General features: G+C 73.9%; 13 protein-coding genes and 1 pseudogene. 4 read left to right on the forward strand and 10 right to left on the reverse strand.

Annotated features, from left to right (window positions below):
* Positions 1–56: 56 nt before the first annotated feature.
* The 3 genes from IF37_RS0106110 to IF37_RS0106120 all read right to left on the reverse strand — a co-directional run bounded on the left by IF37_RS0106110 (position 57) and on the right by IF37_RS0106120 (position 2787).
* Entirely contained in the window at positions 57–1070 is a 1014-nt protein-coding gene (locus IF37_RS0106110) for an ABC transporter substrate-binding protein (RefSeq protein WP_030737321.1), read from the reverse strand.
* 104 nt (positions 1071–1174) lie between these two features.
* The gene (locus tag IF37_RS0106115; RefSeq protein WP_030737323.1) at positions 1175–1912 is read right to left on the reverse strand and encodes an ABC transporter ATP-binding protein; all 738 of its coding nucleotides are present in this window, start codon (positions 1910–1912) and stop codon (positions 1175–1177) included.
* On the reverse strand, positions 1885–2787 hold the full coding sequence (locus tag IF37_RS0106120) for an ABC transporter permease (protein WP_030737326.1): 903 nt from the start codon (positions 2785–2787) through the stop codon (positions 1885–1887). Before IF37_RS0106120 ends, IF37_RS0106115 begins: the two co-directional genes overlap by 28 nt.
* Positions 2788–3148: 361 nt before the next feature.
* Here IF37_RS0106120 and IF37_RS0106125 point away from each other — a divergent pair, with 361 nt between their 5' ends.
* The gene (locus tag IF37_RS0106125; protein WP_030737327.1) at positions 3149–3571 is read left to right on the forward strand and encodes a secondary thiamine-phosphate synthase enzyme YjbQ; all 423 of its coding nucleotides are present in this window, start codon (positions 3149–3151) and stop codon (positions 3569–3571) included.
* Between the two features lie 169 nt (positions 3572–3740).
* Here IF37_RS0106125 and IF37_RS0106130 read toward each other — a convergent pair whose 3' ends face one another.
* On the reverse strand, positions 3741–4157 hold the full coding sequence (locus tag IF37_RS0106130) for a DUF5997 family protein (RefSeq protein WP_030737328.1): 417 nt from the start codon (positions 4155–4157) through the stop codon (positions 3741–3743).
* 82 nt (positions 4158–4239) lie between these two features.
* Here IF37_RS0106130 and IF37_RS0106135 point away from each other — a divergent pair, with 82 nt between their 5' ends.
* A complete protein-coding gene (locus IF37_RS0106135) occupies positions 4240–5028 on the forward strand; it encodes a LysR family substrate-binding domain-containing protein (protein ID WP_030737330.1) in 789 nt (262 codons plus the stop codon).
* Positions 5029–5353: 325 nt separating this feature from the next.
* Here the strand turns inward: IF37_RS0106135 and IF37_RS0106140 are convergent, their stop codons facing one another.
* Both IF37_RS0106140 and IF37_RS0106145 read right to left on the reverse strand, forming a co-directional pair.
* Positions 5354–6826, reverse strand: coding sequence for an MFS transporter (locus tag IF37_RS0106140; protein ID WP_052844998.1), 1473 nt, complete (start codon positions 6824–6826; stop codon positions 5354–5356).
* A gap of 280 nt (positions 6827–7106) precedes the next feature.
* Positions 7107–7583: an Lrp/AsnC family transcriptional regulator gene (locus IF37_RS0106145; protein WP_030737334.1), complete on the reverse strand. Its 477-nt coding sequence runs from the start codon at positions 7581–7583 to the stop codon at positions 7107–7109.
* A 324-nt stretch (positions 7584–7907) separates the two neighbouring features.
* Here IF37_RS0106145 and IF37_RS0106150 point away from each other — a divergent pair, with 324 nt between their 5' ends.
* Together IF37_RS0106150 and IF37_RS0106155 are read left to right on the forward strand one after the other, a co-directional pair.
* Positions 7908–9401 carry an FUSC family protein gene (locus IF37_RS0106150; RefSeq protein WP_030737336.1) on the forward strand — a complete coding sequence of 498 codons (1494 nt, stop codon included), beginning with the start codon at positions 7908–7910 and terminating at the stop codon, positions 9399–9401.
* A gap of 194 nt (positions 9402–9595) precedes the next feature.
* Positions 9596–10633 carry a lactonase family protein gene (locus IF37_RS0106155; protein ID WP_030737344.1) on the forward strand — a complete coding sequence of 346 codons (1038 nt, stop codon included), beginning with the start codon at positions 9596–9598 and terminating at the stop codon, positions 10631–10633.
* Between the two features lie 134 nt (positions 10634–10767).
* Here IF37_RS0106155 and IF37_RS0106160 read toward each other — a convergent pair whose 3' ends face one another.
* The 4 genes and pseudogenes from IF37_RS0106160 to IF37_RS0106175 all read right to left on the reverse strand — a co-directional run bounded on the left by IF37_RS0106160 (position 10768) and on the right by IF37_RS0106175 (position 14887).
* Entirely contained in the window at positions 10768–11694 is a 927-nt protein-coding gene (locus IF37_RS0106160; RefSeq protein ID WP_106981721.1) for a sirohydrochlorin chelatase, read from the reverse strand.
* A gap of 151 nt (positions 11695–11845) precedes the next feature.
* Positions 11846–12832 (reverse strand): N-acetylglucosamine kinase, encoded by a 987-nt coding sequence (locus IF37_RS0106165; RefSeq protein ID WP_030737350.1) that lies wholly within the window; start codon positions 12830–12832, stop codon positions 11846–11848.
* Positions 12829–13506, reverse strand: a complete 678-nt coding sequence (locus IF37_RS0106170) for a uracil-DNA glycosylase (RefSeq protein ID WP_030737352.1) — start codon at positions 13504–13506, stop codon at positions 12829–12831. Before IF37_RS0106170 ends, IF37_RS0106165 begins: the two co-directional genes overlap by 4 nt.
* Before the next feature lie 225 nt (positions 13507–13731).
* Positions 13732–14887, reverse strand: a pseudogene (locus tag IF37_RS0106175) (WD40/YVTN/BNR-like repeat-containing protein).
* Between the last annotated feature and the right edge of the window lie 151 nt (positions 14888–15038).

Here is a 15038-nt window from a genome sequence, read left to right on the forward strand (position 1 = left end):
GGGGGATCGTCACGGCGTTCCGTTCCCCGGCATCCGTCAGCCCTCCTCGGCCTGCCTCAGCTCCTGGCCGGGGTCGTCGACGGAGGCAGGCCGCCGTTGTACCGCTGGTCCACGAAGCCGGCGAAGTCGACCTTGCGCGGGATGAGCTTCAACTCGGCGAAGGCGTCGGCGATCCGCTGCTCCGAGGCGACCAGCGGCTGGTCCACGGCGACCGGGACGCGGGTGGAGTTCGTGCGCCTCACCGAGGCCAGCGCCACTTGGTACGGCAGCTTCGTGTCTTTCGCCCACACCTTGGCCCACTCCTCCTGGTGGTCGTACACCCAGTCCGTGCCCCGCCGCAGCCGTCCGAGGTAGTCCTTGACGACGGCGGCCTTCCGAGGGTCGTGCAACGCGGTGGGGGAGGCGACCTGGAAGGTGAGACCGTTGGTGATGCCGTCGCCGGTGGTCAGCACCCGGCCCTGTCCGGCCTGGAGGATCTGTGAGGTGTACGGGTCCCAGACCGCCCAGGCGTCGACCTTTCCCGAGGTGAACGCGGCGAGCGCGTCGGCGGGCTGGAGGTACTTGACCGCGACGTCGGACAGGCTCAGTCCCACGGCCTTGAGCGAGGCGACGAGCTGGTAGTGGGCGGACGAACCCTGTGCGACGGCGACGGACCTGCCCTTCAGTTGCCGTGGACCGGTCAACGCGGAGTCCTTCGGCACCAGGATGGTGTCGCCCGCGGAGGTGCCGTGCCAGGCGGCGACGACGGAGATCTTCGAGCCGGCGCCGGCCGCGAAGACGGGCGGGGTGTTGCCGACGCCGCCGATGTCGACGGCCTTCGCGTTGACGGCTTCCAGCAGGGGCGGGCCGGAGGTGAAGGACGACCACTTGATCTTGTAGTCCAGGTCCTTCAGCTCTCCGGCCGCGCGCAGAATGGCTTCGGAGCCGCCCTTCTGGTCGCCGACGTTCAGGGTGACGGAGCCCTTTCCGTCGATGTCGCCGCCGGTGCCGGTGGACGAGTTCCCGCCGCAGGCGGTGAGCAGGAGCGCGCAGGTGAGGATCAGTGCGGCGGGGACGAGTCGTCGTCGCATGGCGGTTCCGTTCGTCTGGAAGGGACCTGTGGGAAGGCAGTCGTCGGGGCTTTCCGAGGAGGAGCCTGTGGTGTCGGGTGGGGCCGAGGACCAGGCGGCTCGGTTCAGGCGGTTTCGGCGGCGGTGTCGACGCCCAGCAGTCCGAGCAGCCGGGCGCGGAGCGCGGCGAACCGGGGATCGGTGATCTCGCGCGGCCGGTCGAGACCGACGTGCTGCTCGTGGGCGATCCGGCCGCCGTCCATGACCAGGACACGGTCGGCGAGCAGTACGGCCTCCTCCACGTCGTGCGTGACCAGCAGCACCGCGCAGCCCCGGCGCTGCCACAACTCCCCGACCAGCCGCTGGGCCTTGATCCGGGTGAGCGCGTCGAGCGCGCCGAACGGCTCGTCGAGCAGCAGGAGATCGGGCTCGCGCACCAGGGCACGGGCGAGGGAGACGCGCTGGGCCTCGCCGCCGGACAGGGTCTTCGGCCAGGCGTGCACGCGGTGACCGAGGCCGACCTCGTCCAGCGCCCGCTCGGCGACGACGCGTTCGGGCCTGCCGGGCAGTCCGAGCAGGATGTTGCGCCACACCTTCTTCCACGGCATGAGCCGGGGCGCCTGGAAGGCGACGGCCCGGCGCCGCGGGACCAGAGCCGTGCCCTCGATGTCCCGGTCGAGGCCCGCGAGGATGCGCAGCAGGGTCGACTTGCCGCAGCCGCTGCGGCCGAGCAGGGCGACGAACTCCCCGCGGGCGATGTCGAGTCGGAGGTCGTCGATGACGGCGCGGCCGTCGAAGGAGCGGGTCAGCCCCTCGACGTGCACCGCCGGTCCGGTCACCGTCCGGTGAACGTCGGTCGCCATCGCAGCAGCAGCCTTTCGAGGGAGCGGACGATGAAGTCGGCGAGCAGGCCGAGGAAGGCGTAGACGATCAGGCAGACCACGATCACGTCGGTCCGCAGGAAGTCGCGTGCCTGCACCATCAGGAAGCCGATGCCCGCGTCGGCGTTGACCTGCTCGGCGAAGACGAGCGCGAGCCAGGCGACGCCGAGCGAGAAGCGCAGCCCGGTGAGCGCCCCGGGCAGGGCGCCCGGCAGCACCACGTGCCGTACCAGCCCCCACCGGGAGAGCCCCAACGACTCACCGGCCTCGATGAGTCGGGCGTCCACGCCGCGGACGCCGGCGTAGACGTTGAGGTAGACGGGGAAGGTGACGCCGAGTGTGATGATCGCGACCTTCGGGGCCTCGCCGATCCCGAACCAGATGATGAACAGCGGAATGAGGCCGACGAACGGCACCGTCCGCAGCATCTGGACCGGCGCGTCCACCAGGTCCTCACCGATCCGGAACAGCCCCGAGAGCAGGGCCAGTCCGGTGCCGGTCACCGTGCCGAGCAGCAGTCCGAACGCGACCCGCCGGAGCGAGGTCGCCATGGCCGACGGCAGCGAGCCGTTGCTGATCAGGTCCCAGCCGACCTGCGCGGTGCGGCCCGGTGAGGCGAGCACGTCCGCCGCCAGCACCCCGGTCATGACGAGGAGTTGCCACAGGAGCAGCAGCAGGAGCGGGCCGGTGGCACGCCGTAGCCAGCGGGGGATTCCGGTGCGGCGGGCGGAGGCGGGGACGACCGGCTGGAGAGTGGGGTACGCGGGCGTCGAAGCGCCCTGGTCCCAGTCTTCCTTGTGCGGCATACCCGAAATATCGGGTTCCGGTGAGTGGGGCGGGGCATGGCTGGTGCTCATGGGTGCTCCACGGGGAGAGGGCGGGGAAGGAGCAGGGAGAAAACGGGGTCAGGGGGAGGCGGCCCGGCGTCGCCTGGTCATGCCCCGGCCGGTGGTCGATCGGGGAGGACGTGCGGACGGGGCGAGGGGGTCCGGGAAGGGAGAGGAGAAGGGCGTCAGCGGGCGCGGCGACACGCGGCGGAGACCACCCGCAGCAGGTCGATGTGACCGCGCGTGGTGAGCAAGGCTGAACGCAGCATGCGGCCGAACGTAGTCAGCTGGACGTGCACAGGTCAACGGTGTCTCGTCTGCTGGACCGCATGTATCAGGGAATGGTCGCGCCGGGGGGTGTGAAAACCGGTGCATGGGTCAGGATGGGGGCATGTCCGATGCCTTGACCACGCGCATGCTGCACGTTCCCACGGGTTCCCGGGAGCGTGTCGTCGATCTGACAGCCGACTGCGAGGAGTTCCTGCGGGAGGCGGCGGCCGGCCGGGACGGCCTGCTCAACATCTTCGTCCCGCACGCCACCGCAGGGATCGCCGTCATCGAGACGGGCTCCGGCAGCGACGACGACCTCCTCGCGGCCCTGCACACCCTGCTGCCCGCCGACGACCGCTGGCAGCACCGGCACGGCAGCCCCGGCCATGGTCGCGACCACGTCCTGCCCGCCATCGTCCCGCCGCACGCGACCCTGCCGGTGATCGGCGGCCGTCTGGAACTGGGCACCTGGCAGTCGGTGTGTCTGGTGGACACCAACAAGGACAACCCCGACCGCAAGGTGCGGCTGAGCTTCCTCGGCTGAGCGCCCCGCGCGGTAGGGCCGGCCGCACATCAGGAGGCGGGGGCGCGTGCGGGGCGGAAGGGCCGGTCGCGTCGAGGGAGAGCGGGGCCGGCCCGTCGCGGGACGTGCGCGAGGTGGAAGGGCCGACGGCGGGAAAGGATCAGCCGCGGGGCGGGGCGACGCGGAAGGGTCAGTCGCGCCCGGCGTCGCTGTCCGTCTTCTCCCGCTCGCGCTTTTCCTGCTCGCGCTCCTTCAGCCGCGCGGCCTCCTTGCGGACCTCGGCCTGCGTGGCGCGCTCCTTCTCCAGCCACTCGGGCCGCTCCTGCTTGAGCGCCTCGATCTGCTCGGTGGTCAGCGGCTCGGTGACGCCGCCGCGGGACAGACCCGCGATGGACACCCCCAGCTTGGCGGCGACCACCGGACGCGGGTGGGGGCCGTTGTTCCGCAGCTCGCGCAGCCACTCCGGCGGATTGGCCTGGAGCTCGTTCAGCTCGGCGCGCGTGACCGCACCCTCCTGGAAGGAGGCGGGGGTGGCGGGGAGGTACACACCCAGCTTCTTCGCCGCGGTCGCGGGCTTCATCGTCTGGGTGCTCTGCTGCGACTTCATGGGGTCAAGGGTATCGGCCGGGGGCACGGGCGCCGACCACGGCCGGTGCCGGGGGGCAGCGGACGGCCGGTAATCTGGCCTGGTGACAGGCTCGGAGGAATCACCGTCGTTCCGGCTCGCGTACGTTCCCGGGGTGACGCCCGCCAAGTGGGTGAAGACCTGGAACGAGCGCCAGCCCGGTATCCCGCTCACCCTCGTCCAGGTCCCGGCCGCCGAGGCGCCCGAGGTGCTGCGCGCGGGCGAGGCGGACGCGGCTCTGGTCCGGTCGCCGGTCGACCGTACGTTCTTCAGCGCGATCCCGCTGTACACCGAGACCACGGTGGTCATCGTCCCCAAGGACCACGTGATCACGGCCGCGGAGGAGGTGACCCTGGCCGATCTCGCCGACGAGGTGGTCTTCCATCCGCTGGACGACGTCTTCGACTGGGACGCCCCGCCGGGCGAGCCGGCCTTCGAGCGCCCGGCGACGACCGCGGACGCCGTCGAGCTGGTGGCGGCCGACGTCGGCCTCCTGGTCGTCCCGCAGTCGCTGGCCCGCCTGTACCACCGCCGTGACCTCACCTACCGCCCGGTCGTCGACGCCCCCCGGTCGAGCGTCGCCCTGTCCTGGCCGGAGGAGGCCACCACCGACCTGGTGGAGGACTTCATCGGCATCGTCCGCGGGCGCACGGTCAACAGCACGCGCGGTCGTACGGCGGCACAGCCCGCGGCCGACGACAAGCCGGGGCGCTCCGGCCGGGGCGGCACCCGGCAGACGCCGGCGGCCAAGTCGCAGCCCAAGCCGTCGGCGAAGTCGTCGGGCCGCACCGCACGCGCCCGCACGGGCGGCGGCAAGCCCGCCAAGCGGGGGAAGCCCCGCCGCAGGTCCTGAACGGAGGCCCCGGCCGCTCACCGGCCGGCGCACCACCGGCTGGGCCGTTCACCAACCCCAGCACGCACCAACCCAACTGCTCACCAACCCGGCCGCTCACCGTTCCGCCTGCTCACCGGTCGGGGCGTACGCTCTCCTCGACGCCGTCCTAGGCCCTGTCGTCAAACTCCCGCCTGCCTCGCGACGCCATGCACGCACTCTCGCCGCACCGGGCCCCGACCCAAGTACGTCCAGTACGAGGGACGGGGCCCGCCACGTCGAGAGCACGCACCTGACGCCGCGAGGCCCGCCCTCCGGGCGGACGGCGGGAGTTTGACGACAGGACCTAGCCCCGGCCGCGCACGACGGTCTCCGCGACCTCCGCGACCGTCTCCGCTTCGGGGTGTTCCTGGCGGTCCCGCAGGTCGGCGACCGCCAGCACCAGCGCGACCAGGATGATCCCCACGGCGGAGAGCAGCCCGAACTGCATCGCCGTGTCGGTGCGACCGTGGTTGGCGAGGTGCGCGAAGTACACCGAGCCCACCACCGCGATCCCGGCCGCCGAGCCGACGCGCTGGCCCGTCTGGAGGACACCCCCGGCCGCGCCCGCACGGTTCACGGGGACACGGGTGAGGGTGAGGGTGGTGTTCGGGGAGACCGTCATACCGGAGCCGATGCCCCCGATGAGCAGCGGCAGCGCCGACGCCCAGCCCAGGTTCGGCCCGGGCACCAGTTCCACCGCCACCACCACGCCGAGCATGCCCAGCGCCACCCCGCCCAGCCCGATGACGACGAGTTTGCGGCCGAAACGCACCACCAGCCGGCCCCCGACGGCGGCCCCGACCGCGGAGGCCACCGCGAAGGGCAGCACCGTGAGGCCCGATGCCAGCGCGCTGTAGCCCAGGCCGTTCTGCAAGTACAGGGCGTAGAGGAAGAAGACGGTGGTGAAGCCGGCGAAGTAGGCGAGGCTGATCAGCGCGCCCAGGGTGAACGAACGCAGCGAGAACAGCGCCAGGTCCACCAGCGGGGCGCGGCCGAGCGCGCCCTGCCGTTTCTCCCAGGCCCAGAACGCGCCCAGCAGCGCCACGGCCAGCGGCAGCAGCGCCCACTTCTCCCGGCCGGTCCACTGCTGCTCCTGCACCAGCGGCAGCATGAGCGCGAAGACGCCCGAGCCGAGCAGCAGCACTCCGAACAGGTCGAACTCCTCGTGCTTCCCGGCCACCGGCAGACGGGGCAGCAGCCGGAGTCCGGCGACGAAGGCGGCCACGCCGATCGGCAGATTGACGAAGAACACCCAGCGCCAGCCGTCGTCCGTGCCGACGGCGTCGATCAGCAGGCCGCCCACCAGCGGGCCCGCCGCCGTCGACACCCCGATGACCGTGCCGAGCACCCCGAAGGCCTTGGCGCGCTCGGCGCCCTGGAACATCTGCTGGATCAGCCCCGAGGTCTGGGGCGCCACCATGCCCGCCGCCGTGCCCTGGATCAGCCGGAACAGCACCAGCCAGCCGGGGGTGGACGCGAGTCCGCAGGCCAGTGAGGCCACCGTGAACAGGGCGAGCCCGATCAGGAAGGCCTGGCGCCGGCCGCGCATGTCGCCCAGCCGTCCGGCCGGGACCAGTGCGAGTCCGAAGGTGAGGGCGTACCCGGATACCACCCATGACTCGGTCGCCTCCGTGGCTCCGAGCCCGTGTTCCAGCGAGGGCAGCGCGACGTTCACGATCGAGGTGTCGAGGAGCGAGATGAAGCCCGCTGCCAGACAGACCCCGAGCGCCTTCCACCGCCGCTCGTCGGGTGCGGGCCGTGTCTGGACTGTGTTCATGGGGTCACGCTAAGCAGCAGCGGCCCGTCGCGCACGCGGAAGTCAGCCGGGACCGTCCCGTGACGGCACCAGGGCCGGCCCGCGACGGCACCGGGGCCGGCCCGTCGGCCCGCTCGCCGCGCGGGAGGCCCGCCGCGCCGGCGGACGGGTGCGGTGGTACGGCGGTGCCGTGGACGACGCGGCGGCGGACCGGGCGCCCTGCTGCGAAAGGGTGGTGCCCCGCCCGCACCCGCGTCCGGCGGGGTGGCCCGGACGGACGGGGAGGAGCGTCGGCGGCGCGTCAGACGCGGGCCGCCCGGCCGACCGACTCCACGAGGGGCAGCAGCCGGTGCGGGACGCGTTCGCGCAGCGCGACCTCGGTACGGGTGCGGACCACGCCCGGAAGGCTGATCAGCTTCTGGATCACGTCCTCCAGGTGCGCGTTGTCCCGGCCCACCACCCGAGCCAGCAGGTCTCCGCCGCCGGTGATCGAGAAGGCCTCCACGATCTCGGGTACGGCGGCCAGCGCGTCCCCGACGTCGTCCAGATGCCCCTGGGTGACCTCGATGTGCACGAACGCCAGCACGGGGTGGCCCAGCGCGGCGGGGGACAGGGAGGGCGCGGTACCGGTGATCACGCCGGTCCGTTCCATCCGGTCCAGCCGCGCCTGGAGCGTGCCGCGGGCCACGCCGAGGATGCGGGCGTACTCGCGCACACTGGTGCGCGGCTGCTCCAGGAGCAGTCGCAGGATGCGGGTGTCGAGTTCGTCCACGGCCATGATGCACGACTGTACCAATGGCTCAGCGCGCCTCGACGCCGGTGTACCGCCCGACCTGGGCCGTTGGCATTCCGGTGGCTCAGGCAGCCCGCCCCGCACTGGTCCGATGGCCCATTGATCCGGGCGACACTTGAGCCAGTGACCTCCGTGATGCTCTCATGGACGAGTCGATGGCGCTGCGGACCCCCGCGGCGCCTTTTCCGTATCGGTTTCCATGCCGGTGTTCGTGGGTCGATCGTCGATTGTCCGGTCGTGTTCGTCGGTGTTCATTGACGTTCAGCGACGTTCACTGGCGTTCATCCGGGTTCCCAGGGGAGGGTGACAGTGCTGAAGAGGATGTTCGCGGCTCCGGACCCGGGCCGGGCGCGGTTGCGCTTCGCCGCGCGGGCCGTCCTCGGCATCGGTCTGGCGGTCGTGGTCTGCGGACTCGCCGGGCATTCCCTCGTCGGTGCGGTCACCGGCGGTCTCGCCGCGCTGCTCGCCCTGTTCACCGTCACGGACCCGACCGTGCGCGGCCAGGCGGTCACCACCGCCCTGCTCCCCGCCGTGGGCCTCCCGGTGCTGGCCGCCGCCGCCGAACTGCACGACGTCCCCGTCGCCCGGGACCTCGCCTTCCTGGCCGTCGTGGGCGCCGGCGTCTACGCCCGCCGGTGGGGTCCGCGCGGGCACAGCCTCGGCGTGTTCGCGTTCATGACCTTCTTCGTGGCCCAGTTCCTGCACGCCACCCCGGCCCAGCTGCCCGAGCTGGACGCCGCCGTCCTGCTCTCCGTGCTCACCGCGGCCCTGGTGCGGTTCGGCGTCTGGTGCTACGAACGCCGGCTGCCCCCGGCCGCCGTACCGGCCCCGTCGCTCGGCACCGGGCTGGCCCGGGTGACCACGCGGCAGGCCGTGCAGGCGACCGCGGGCGCCGCCTTCGCGCTGGTCGCGGGACAGCTGGTGTCCGGACAGCGCTGGTACTGGGCCGTCGGCGCCACCTGGTGGATCTTCGTCAACACCGCCTCGCGCGGCGAGACCCTGGTCCGCGGCTTCCGCCGGGTGCTCGGCACGGTGATCGGCGTCTGCCTGGGCTTCCTCGTCGCCGTACCGGTGGACGGCGCGCCCGTCCCGACGGCCGTCCTCGTCGCGGTCGCCGTCTTCGGCATCTTCTACACGGCCGCCGTCTCCTACACCTGGATGATGCTCTGGGTGACGGTGCTCGCCGAGTCCCTGTACGGCCTCCTCGGCGTCCTCAGCCCCGGACTGCTCGCGCTGCGGCTCGTCGAGACCGGTGTCGGCGCGCTCGGTGCCGCGCTCGCCGTCGCGGTGGTACTGCCGGTCACCACGCACGCCACCACCGACGCGTGGATCCAGCGGGCCCTGCGCTGCGTGCACGCCTGCACCGCCGAGGCGGCCGCCCGCCTCGCCGGCTCCGCGACGGCCGACCCGGCGCCGCGCGTCGCCGAGCTGGAGCAGCTGCTCGGCCGGGTACGGCTCTCGGTGGCCCCGCTGGTGCACCCGCTGCACCCCGTGCCGGCGCGCAAGGCGCGGGCCCGCCGGGTCCTGGCGCTGCTCGACGACTGCGCCCGGGAGGTCCGGGGCCTGGTCGCGGTCGCCGCCGACCCCGAGGCCTCGCACGACGCCCGGCTCGCCGCCGCGTGCTGGCGCGTGGAGGCCGCCGTCGAGGCCCTGACCGCCGGTCGTGCCGACCCCGTCCACCGTCCCGCCGAACCGCCCGCCGAACCCGCCCTGGCCCACCTCCACGGCCTGGAGCGTGCCCTCGCCGACCTCGCGGAACCGCTGCGGACACCGTCCTCCGGCTCCCGACTGGTCGGGGCCTGAGCCGGGGAGGAACGCCCCCCGGTGCCGCCCCTGGGCGGACACACCGTCCCCCCGGGGACAGCTTCGGCCCCCGGCGCGGCGAAGAACCGCCCTGACGCCCCGCTTCCATGGTCTAGACCGCCGCTGATCGGCTGCTACCGTCGACCCCTGACCGGCGCGACCGGCTCGACCGGCTCGATCGAGAGGGGACAGCGGTGACACGGGACGGCAGGGCGGACAGGCGCCGGGCGTTCATCGGATCGTTCACGGCGGCGGGCGGCCCAGGAGTGGTGACCGCGGAGATCGCGCCGGACGGCGGGGCCCTCACCCTCGTCTCCGCCGTCAACGACGTACCGGACCCCTCCTACCTGGCCCTCTCGCCGGACGGACACACGCTCTACGCCGTCAGCGAGACGGCCGAGGGAGCCGTCGCCGCCTACCGCCTCAACGGCGGCCGGCCCGAACCCGCCGGCGCCCCGGTGCCGGTCGACGGCAGCGGCCCCACCCACCTCAGCCTGTACGCCGGGCACGTGCTGACCGCCAACTACGGCTGCGGCAGCGTCACCGCCGTACCCCTGCGCCCGGACGGCACGCTCGCCGGCGCGCCCTCCGGACGGCTCCAGCACACCGGCTCCGGCCCGCACGACCGGCGGCAGCGCGGCCCCCACGCCCACCAGGTGCAGCCCGACCCGAGCGGCCGGTGGGCGGTCAGCGTCGACCTCGGGACGGACTCGGTGCGGGTGTGCACCCTGGCGGACGGCGGCCTCGCCGTGCACCGCGAGTTCGCCCTGCGCCCCGGCTCCGGCCCGCGCCACCTGGCCTTCCACCCGGACGGCGAGCACGCCTACGTGGTCAACGAGCTGACCCCCACGGTGACGGTGTGCCGCTGGGACGCCGCGAGCGGCTCGCTGAAGCCGCTGTCCGAGGTCCCCGTGCTGCGGGACGCACCGGCCGGCGACGCCTACCCCTCGGGGATCGTCGTCTCGCCCGACGGCCGCTTCGTGTGGACCGCGACCCGCGGCGAGGACGTCGTGTCGGTCCTCGCCGTCGAGGCGGACGGGCTCCGGCTGACCGGCACGGTCCCCTGCGGCGGGCGCTGGCCGCGCGCCCTCGCCCAGCTCGACGGCTACCTCTACGCGGCCAACGAGCGCTCCGGGGACGTCTCCTGGTTCGCCGTGGACGAGGCCACGGGCATTCCGCGCTACGACGGCTCCGCGCGAGTCACCGCCGCCTCCTGCGTCGTCTTCGGCTGAGCCCGCCCGGAACGGGCGGACCGGGTACCCCGGGGTGAGGCCGACGGGCATGCCGAAGGGCCCGCCCCCGGGTCGGGAGCGGGCCCTGAGCCGTACGGCTGCCGCGTGCCGGTCGGCCGGCCGGCCGTGACGCGTCAGCGGACCGGGGCGCCCTGCGGCTGCTGCGGGACGATGCCCAGCGCCGTCGTGTACTTGGCGAGCGCCAGCTTGCCGATCGCCGGGTACGCCCCCAGCGCCTCGGCCGTGGCACAGCCCACCTCCTCCGCCGCGGCGGCCACCAGCTCCGCGTCGATCTCCGGACCGATCAGGTAGGGGGCCAGGGCCAGCTGCTGCGAGCCGGAGGAGCGCAGCTGCTCGGCCACGGCGGAGATCGAACCCTCCTGGTCCAGGGCCGCCGCCATCACCGGCACGGCCAGCCGCGCGGCGAGCAGCATGCCGGTGATCCCGGCCGCCTGCACGGCCTCCTCGCCGCCCACCGAGGCCAGGATGATGCCGTCCGCGGCGGTGGCCACGGTGAACAGGCGGGCGCGGTCGGCACGGGCCAGACCCGCCTCGGACAGCCGTACGTGCAGCGCCTCGGCGAGCAGCGGGTGCGGGCCCAGCGCGTCGGTCAGGTCGGCGGCGACCCGGCTGTCCATCACGGCCTGCCGGATCCGGCGCAGCAGCGCGTTGTCCGGGCCGGCCAGCAGCGGGACGACGACGGCGACCGGACCGTCGGGCTTCTTGACGCCCTCGATCCCGGCGGCGACGGCCTGCTCGTAGCGGGCGGTGCGCTCCTCGGCGGAGTACGCCAGCACGGAGCGGAGCGTGGGGAACTCGGAGTCGTCCCCGTCCAGGTACCCGATCCGGGCGTCCAGGCCGGGCAGCTCGGAGCGGGCGATGCTCACGACCTCCTCGGCGAGGCTGCGCGTGGCGGCGCTGGGCGCGCCGGGCACCGCGAGGACGAGCGCGGGCGCGCCCTCGGGAGCCACCAGCGGCTCCGGGCGGCGGTGCCGTCCGGGCTGACGGGGTCGCGGCATTCGTACGGGCAGGCCGGACGCGGGTCCAGTGGGGGAGCTCATGGCGCCGCATGTTACTGGTTTCCCGGGTTCCTCCGTTCGGGGAGGGTGCAGGTGAGCGGTATCCGTCCCATTTTGTCTGATGAGTTGCGTGCGACGGACACCCCGTTCGGGCACATGCCGGACGCATGACCCGGTATCAGGGCGGAACCGCTCATACGGGAGTCGCGCTCACCGCGTCGCGGACCACGCACAGCATCGCCGGTTCGGTCGGCAGGGTGAGCCGGTCCGTCGCCAGGTCCGCCGCGATCCGCACCGAGCCGAGCAGCGGGTCCCCCTCGGCCGGGACCTGCCGGGCGTGCGGCAGTCTGCGCGCCAGCTCTTCGCGCAGGGGTGTGAGGAGCGGATCGCCCATCTTGAACAGGCCGCCCGTGAGCGCCACTTCGGGTGCGCCGTCCACCGGGCACACGGCGGTGACCGAGTCCGCCATGTGCCGGGCGGCCGAGCGCAGGATGTCCGCCGCGACCGGGTCGTGCGCGGCACACGCGGCCACCGGGGGCGCGAAGGAGGCGAGTACGGCGGCCCGGTCGGTCCGCGGGTACAGCAGGCCGGGCAGGTCGCGCACCGGGCCGAACAACTCCTCGGCGGCTGCCAGCAGCGGTGCCGAACCGCCGTCCCGGCCGTCGTGGGCGCGCAGCGCGGCCTCCAGCCCGGCCCGCCCGATCCAGGCGCCGCTGCCGCTGTCGCCCAGCAGGTGCCCCCAGCCGTCGGCCCGCCGCCAGCCCGTCAGGTCCGTACCGATCGCGATCAGTCCGGTGCCCGCCGCCAGGACGGCGCCCGGACGCGGCCCGAGGGCGCCGGCGTAGGCGGTGACGGCGTCCGCGGCGAGCGCCACGGTGCCGACGCCCAGTTCCCGGGCGAGCGCGCCGGGCAGTTCGGCCCGCAGGGCGTCGCCCAGGGTGGCGAACCCCGCGGCCCCGACCACCGCCGTGCCCAGCCCCTCCAGCCCCGCCTCGGCCACCAAGGCGGCGGCCACCGGGGCGAGTTGTGCCATCAGATGGGCGGGGTCGATGCCCCGCGCGCCGGTGCGGACCGGCTCCCGGGTCTTCCGCTGGGCCGCGGGCTCCCGCCCCGGCACACCGACGGCGACCCGCAGGCCGGAACCGCCGGAGTCCACGGCGAGATACCCGGTGGCGGTCACGGCAGGCGCCAGTCCACCGGCTGCCCGCCCTGCTGCATCAGCAGGTCGTTGGCCCGGCTGAAGGGGCGCGAACCGAAGAATCCGCGGTCGGCCGACATGGGCGAGGGGTGCGCGGACTCCACCGCCGGCAGAGTGCCCAGCAGCGGGCGGAGGTTGCGGGCGTCACGGCCCCACAGGATGGACACCAGCGGCTTGCCGCGTGCCGCCAGGGCCCGGATCGCCTGCTCGGTGACCTCCTCCCAGCCCTTGCCTCGGTGTGCCGCCGGGCTGCGCGGTGCGGTGGTCAGGGCCCTGTTGAGCAGCAGTACGCCCTGCTGCGTCCACGGTGTGAGGTCTCCGGTGGACGGCTGGGGCAACCCCAGGTCGCTGTCGAGCTCGCGGAAGATGTTGATCAGGCTGGGCGGCAGCGGGCGTACCTCCGGCGCTACGGAGAACGACAGCCCCACCGCGTGTCCCGGGGTGGGGTACGGGTCCTGACCGACGATCAGGACGCGTACCTCGTCGAAGGGTTGCTGGAAGGCCCGCAGGACGTTCGGTCCGGCCGGGAGGTAGGTGCGTCCCGCGGCGATCTCCGCGCGCAGGAAGTCGCCCATCTCCGCGATCCGCCCGGCGACGGGTTCCAGGGCCTTCGCCCAGCCCGGTTCGACGATTTCATGCAAAGGTCGTGGTGCCACGGGCGTCACCCTACTGCCGCGGACCCGTCGGCGATCAACCGGCGGCCGGAGCGCCCGTGATCGCAGGCGGTCAGCGCGGCCCTCGACAGCCGCCGTGTCCCACGGCCCCGGCTGGTCGTCGCGGTCCACGGCCGTCGTCGGCCCGCTCCGTCCCGGGGGCGTCGTCGGCCCGCTCCGTCCCGGCGGATCCGGCCGGCCTCCTCTCGTCCGGCCCGCGCGGAAGGGTCAGCCGACCACCGCCGCCCGTACGCACAGCACGTCCGGCAGGTGCGCGGCCAGCAGCCGCCAGCTGTCGCCGTCGTCGGCCGAGGCGAACACCTCGCCGTTGCGGTTGCCGAAGTACACCCCGGCGGGGTCGTGGTCGTCCGTGCACAGGGCGTCCCGCAGGACCGTGCCGTAGTGGTCCTCGGCCGGCAGCCCCGCGGTGAGCGGTTGCCACGTCCGTCCCGCGTCGGCGGTGCGGAAGACCCGGCAGCGCCGGCCGACGGGCACCCGGTCGGTGTCGGCGTTGATCGGGAAGACGTACGCCGTGTCGCCCCGGTGCGGATGGGCGGCCACCGCGAAGCCGAACGTGGACGGCAGGTCCGCGCCGATGTCGGACCACCGGCCGCCCGCGTCGTCACTGCGGTAGACCCCCCAGTGGTTCTGGAGGTACAGCCGGTCCGGGTCGCGCGCGTCTCTGGCGATCTTGTGCACGCACTGGCCGAACTCCGGGTCCGGATCGGGCAGGAACACCGCCGAGACACCGGAGTTGGACGGCGACCAGCTCGCACCGCCGTCCGTCGTGCGGTACACCCCCGCCGCGGAGACGGCCACCGTCACGGCCCGCGGATCGCGCGCGTCGGTGAGCACCGTGTGCAGGCCCTCGCCGCCCAGGCCGGGCACCCAGCGGGAGCGGGTCGGGTGCTCCCACAGCGGCCGGACCAGCGCGAAGCTCTCGCCGCGGTCCGCCGAGCGGTACAGCGCGGCCGGCTCCGTGCCCGCGTACACCACGTCCGGTTCGGCGGCGGACGGGTGCAGCTGCCAGACGCGCTCCAGGGAGGCGCCGGTGTCCTTCGGGAACCGCACGGCCGGCCGGGCCGGTTCGGTCCAGGTGCGGCCGAGGTCGTCGGAGTGGAACACCGACGGACCCCAGTGCGCGCTGTCGCCGCCCGCCAGCAGCCGGGGCCGGGACGTCCGGGTGTCGATCGCGACCGAGTGGACGGCTTGCGCGTTGAAATACGGACTCGCGTCGAACTCCCAGGGGCCGCCGCCCCGCCGCCGCCCGATGAACAGGCCCTTCCTGGTGCCCACCGCGAGCAGTACCTCGGCCATGCCGATCACCTCCGGGACGCCTTTGTCCGGGTAGTCGTCAGATACCGGCCAGTCTGCACCCCGCCACTGACACTCCGCCCTGAAGCGGGCGTCCGCGCAGGTCACGGCCTGTGTCGCCGGATGGTGGCCGAGAACGGCCGGTTCCGTTGCGGCATGCGCCTGCGGCCGGGGGGTGTCTCGTGCGACCGTCGGGGTGACGGCTCGTCGTGAGCAACGGA

This window comes from Streptomyces sp. NRRL S-31 (genome assembly GCF_000718775.1).
Lineage (GTDB): Bacteria > Actinomycetota > Actinomycetes > Streptomycetales > Streptomycetaceae > Streptomyces.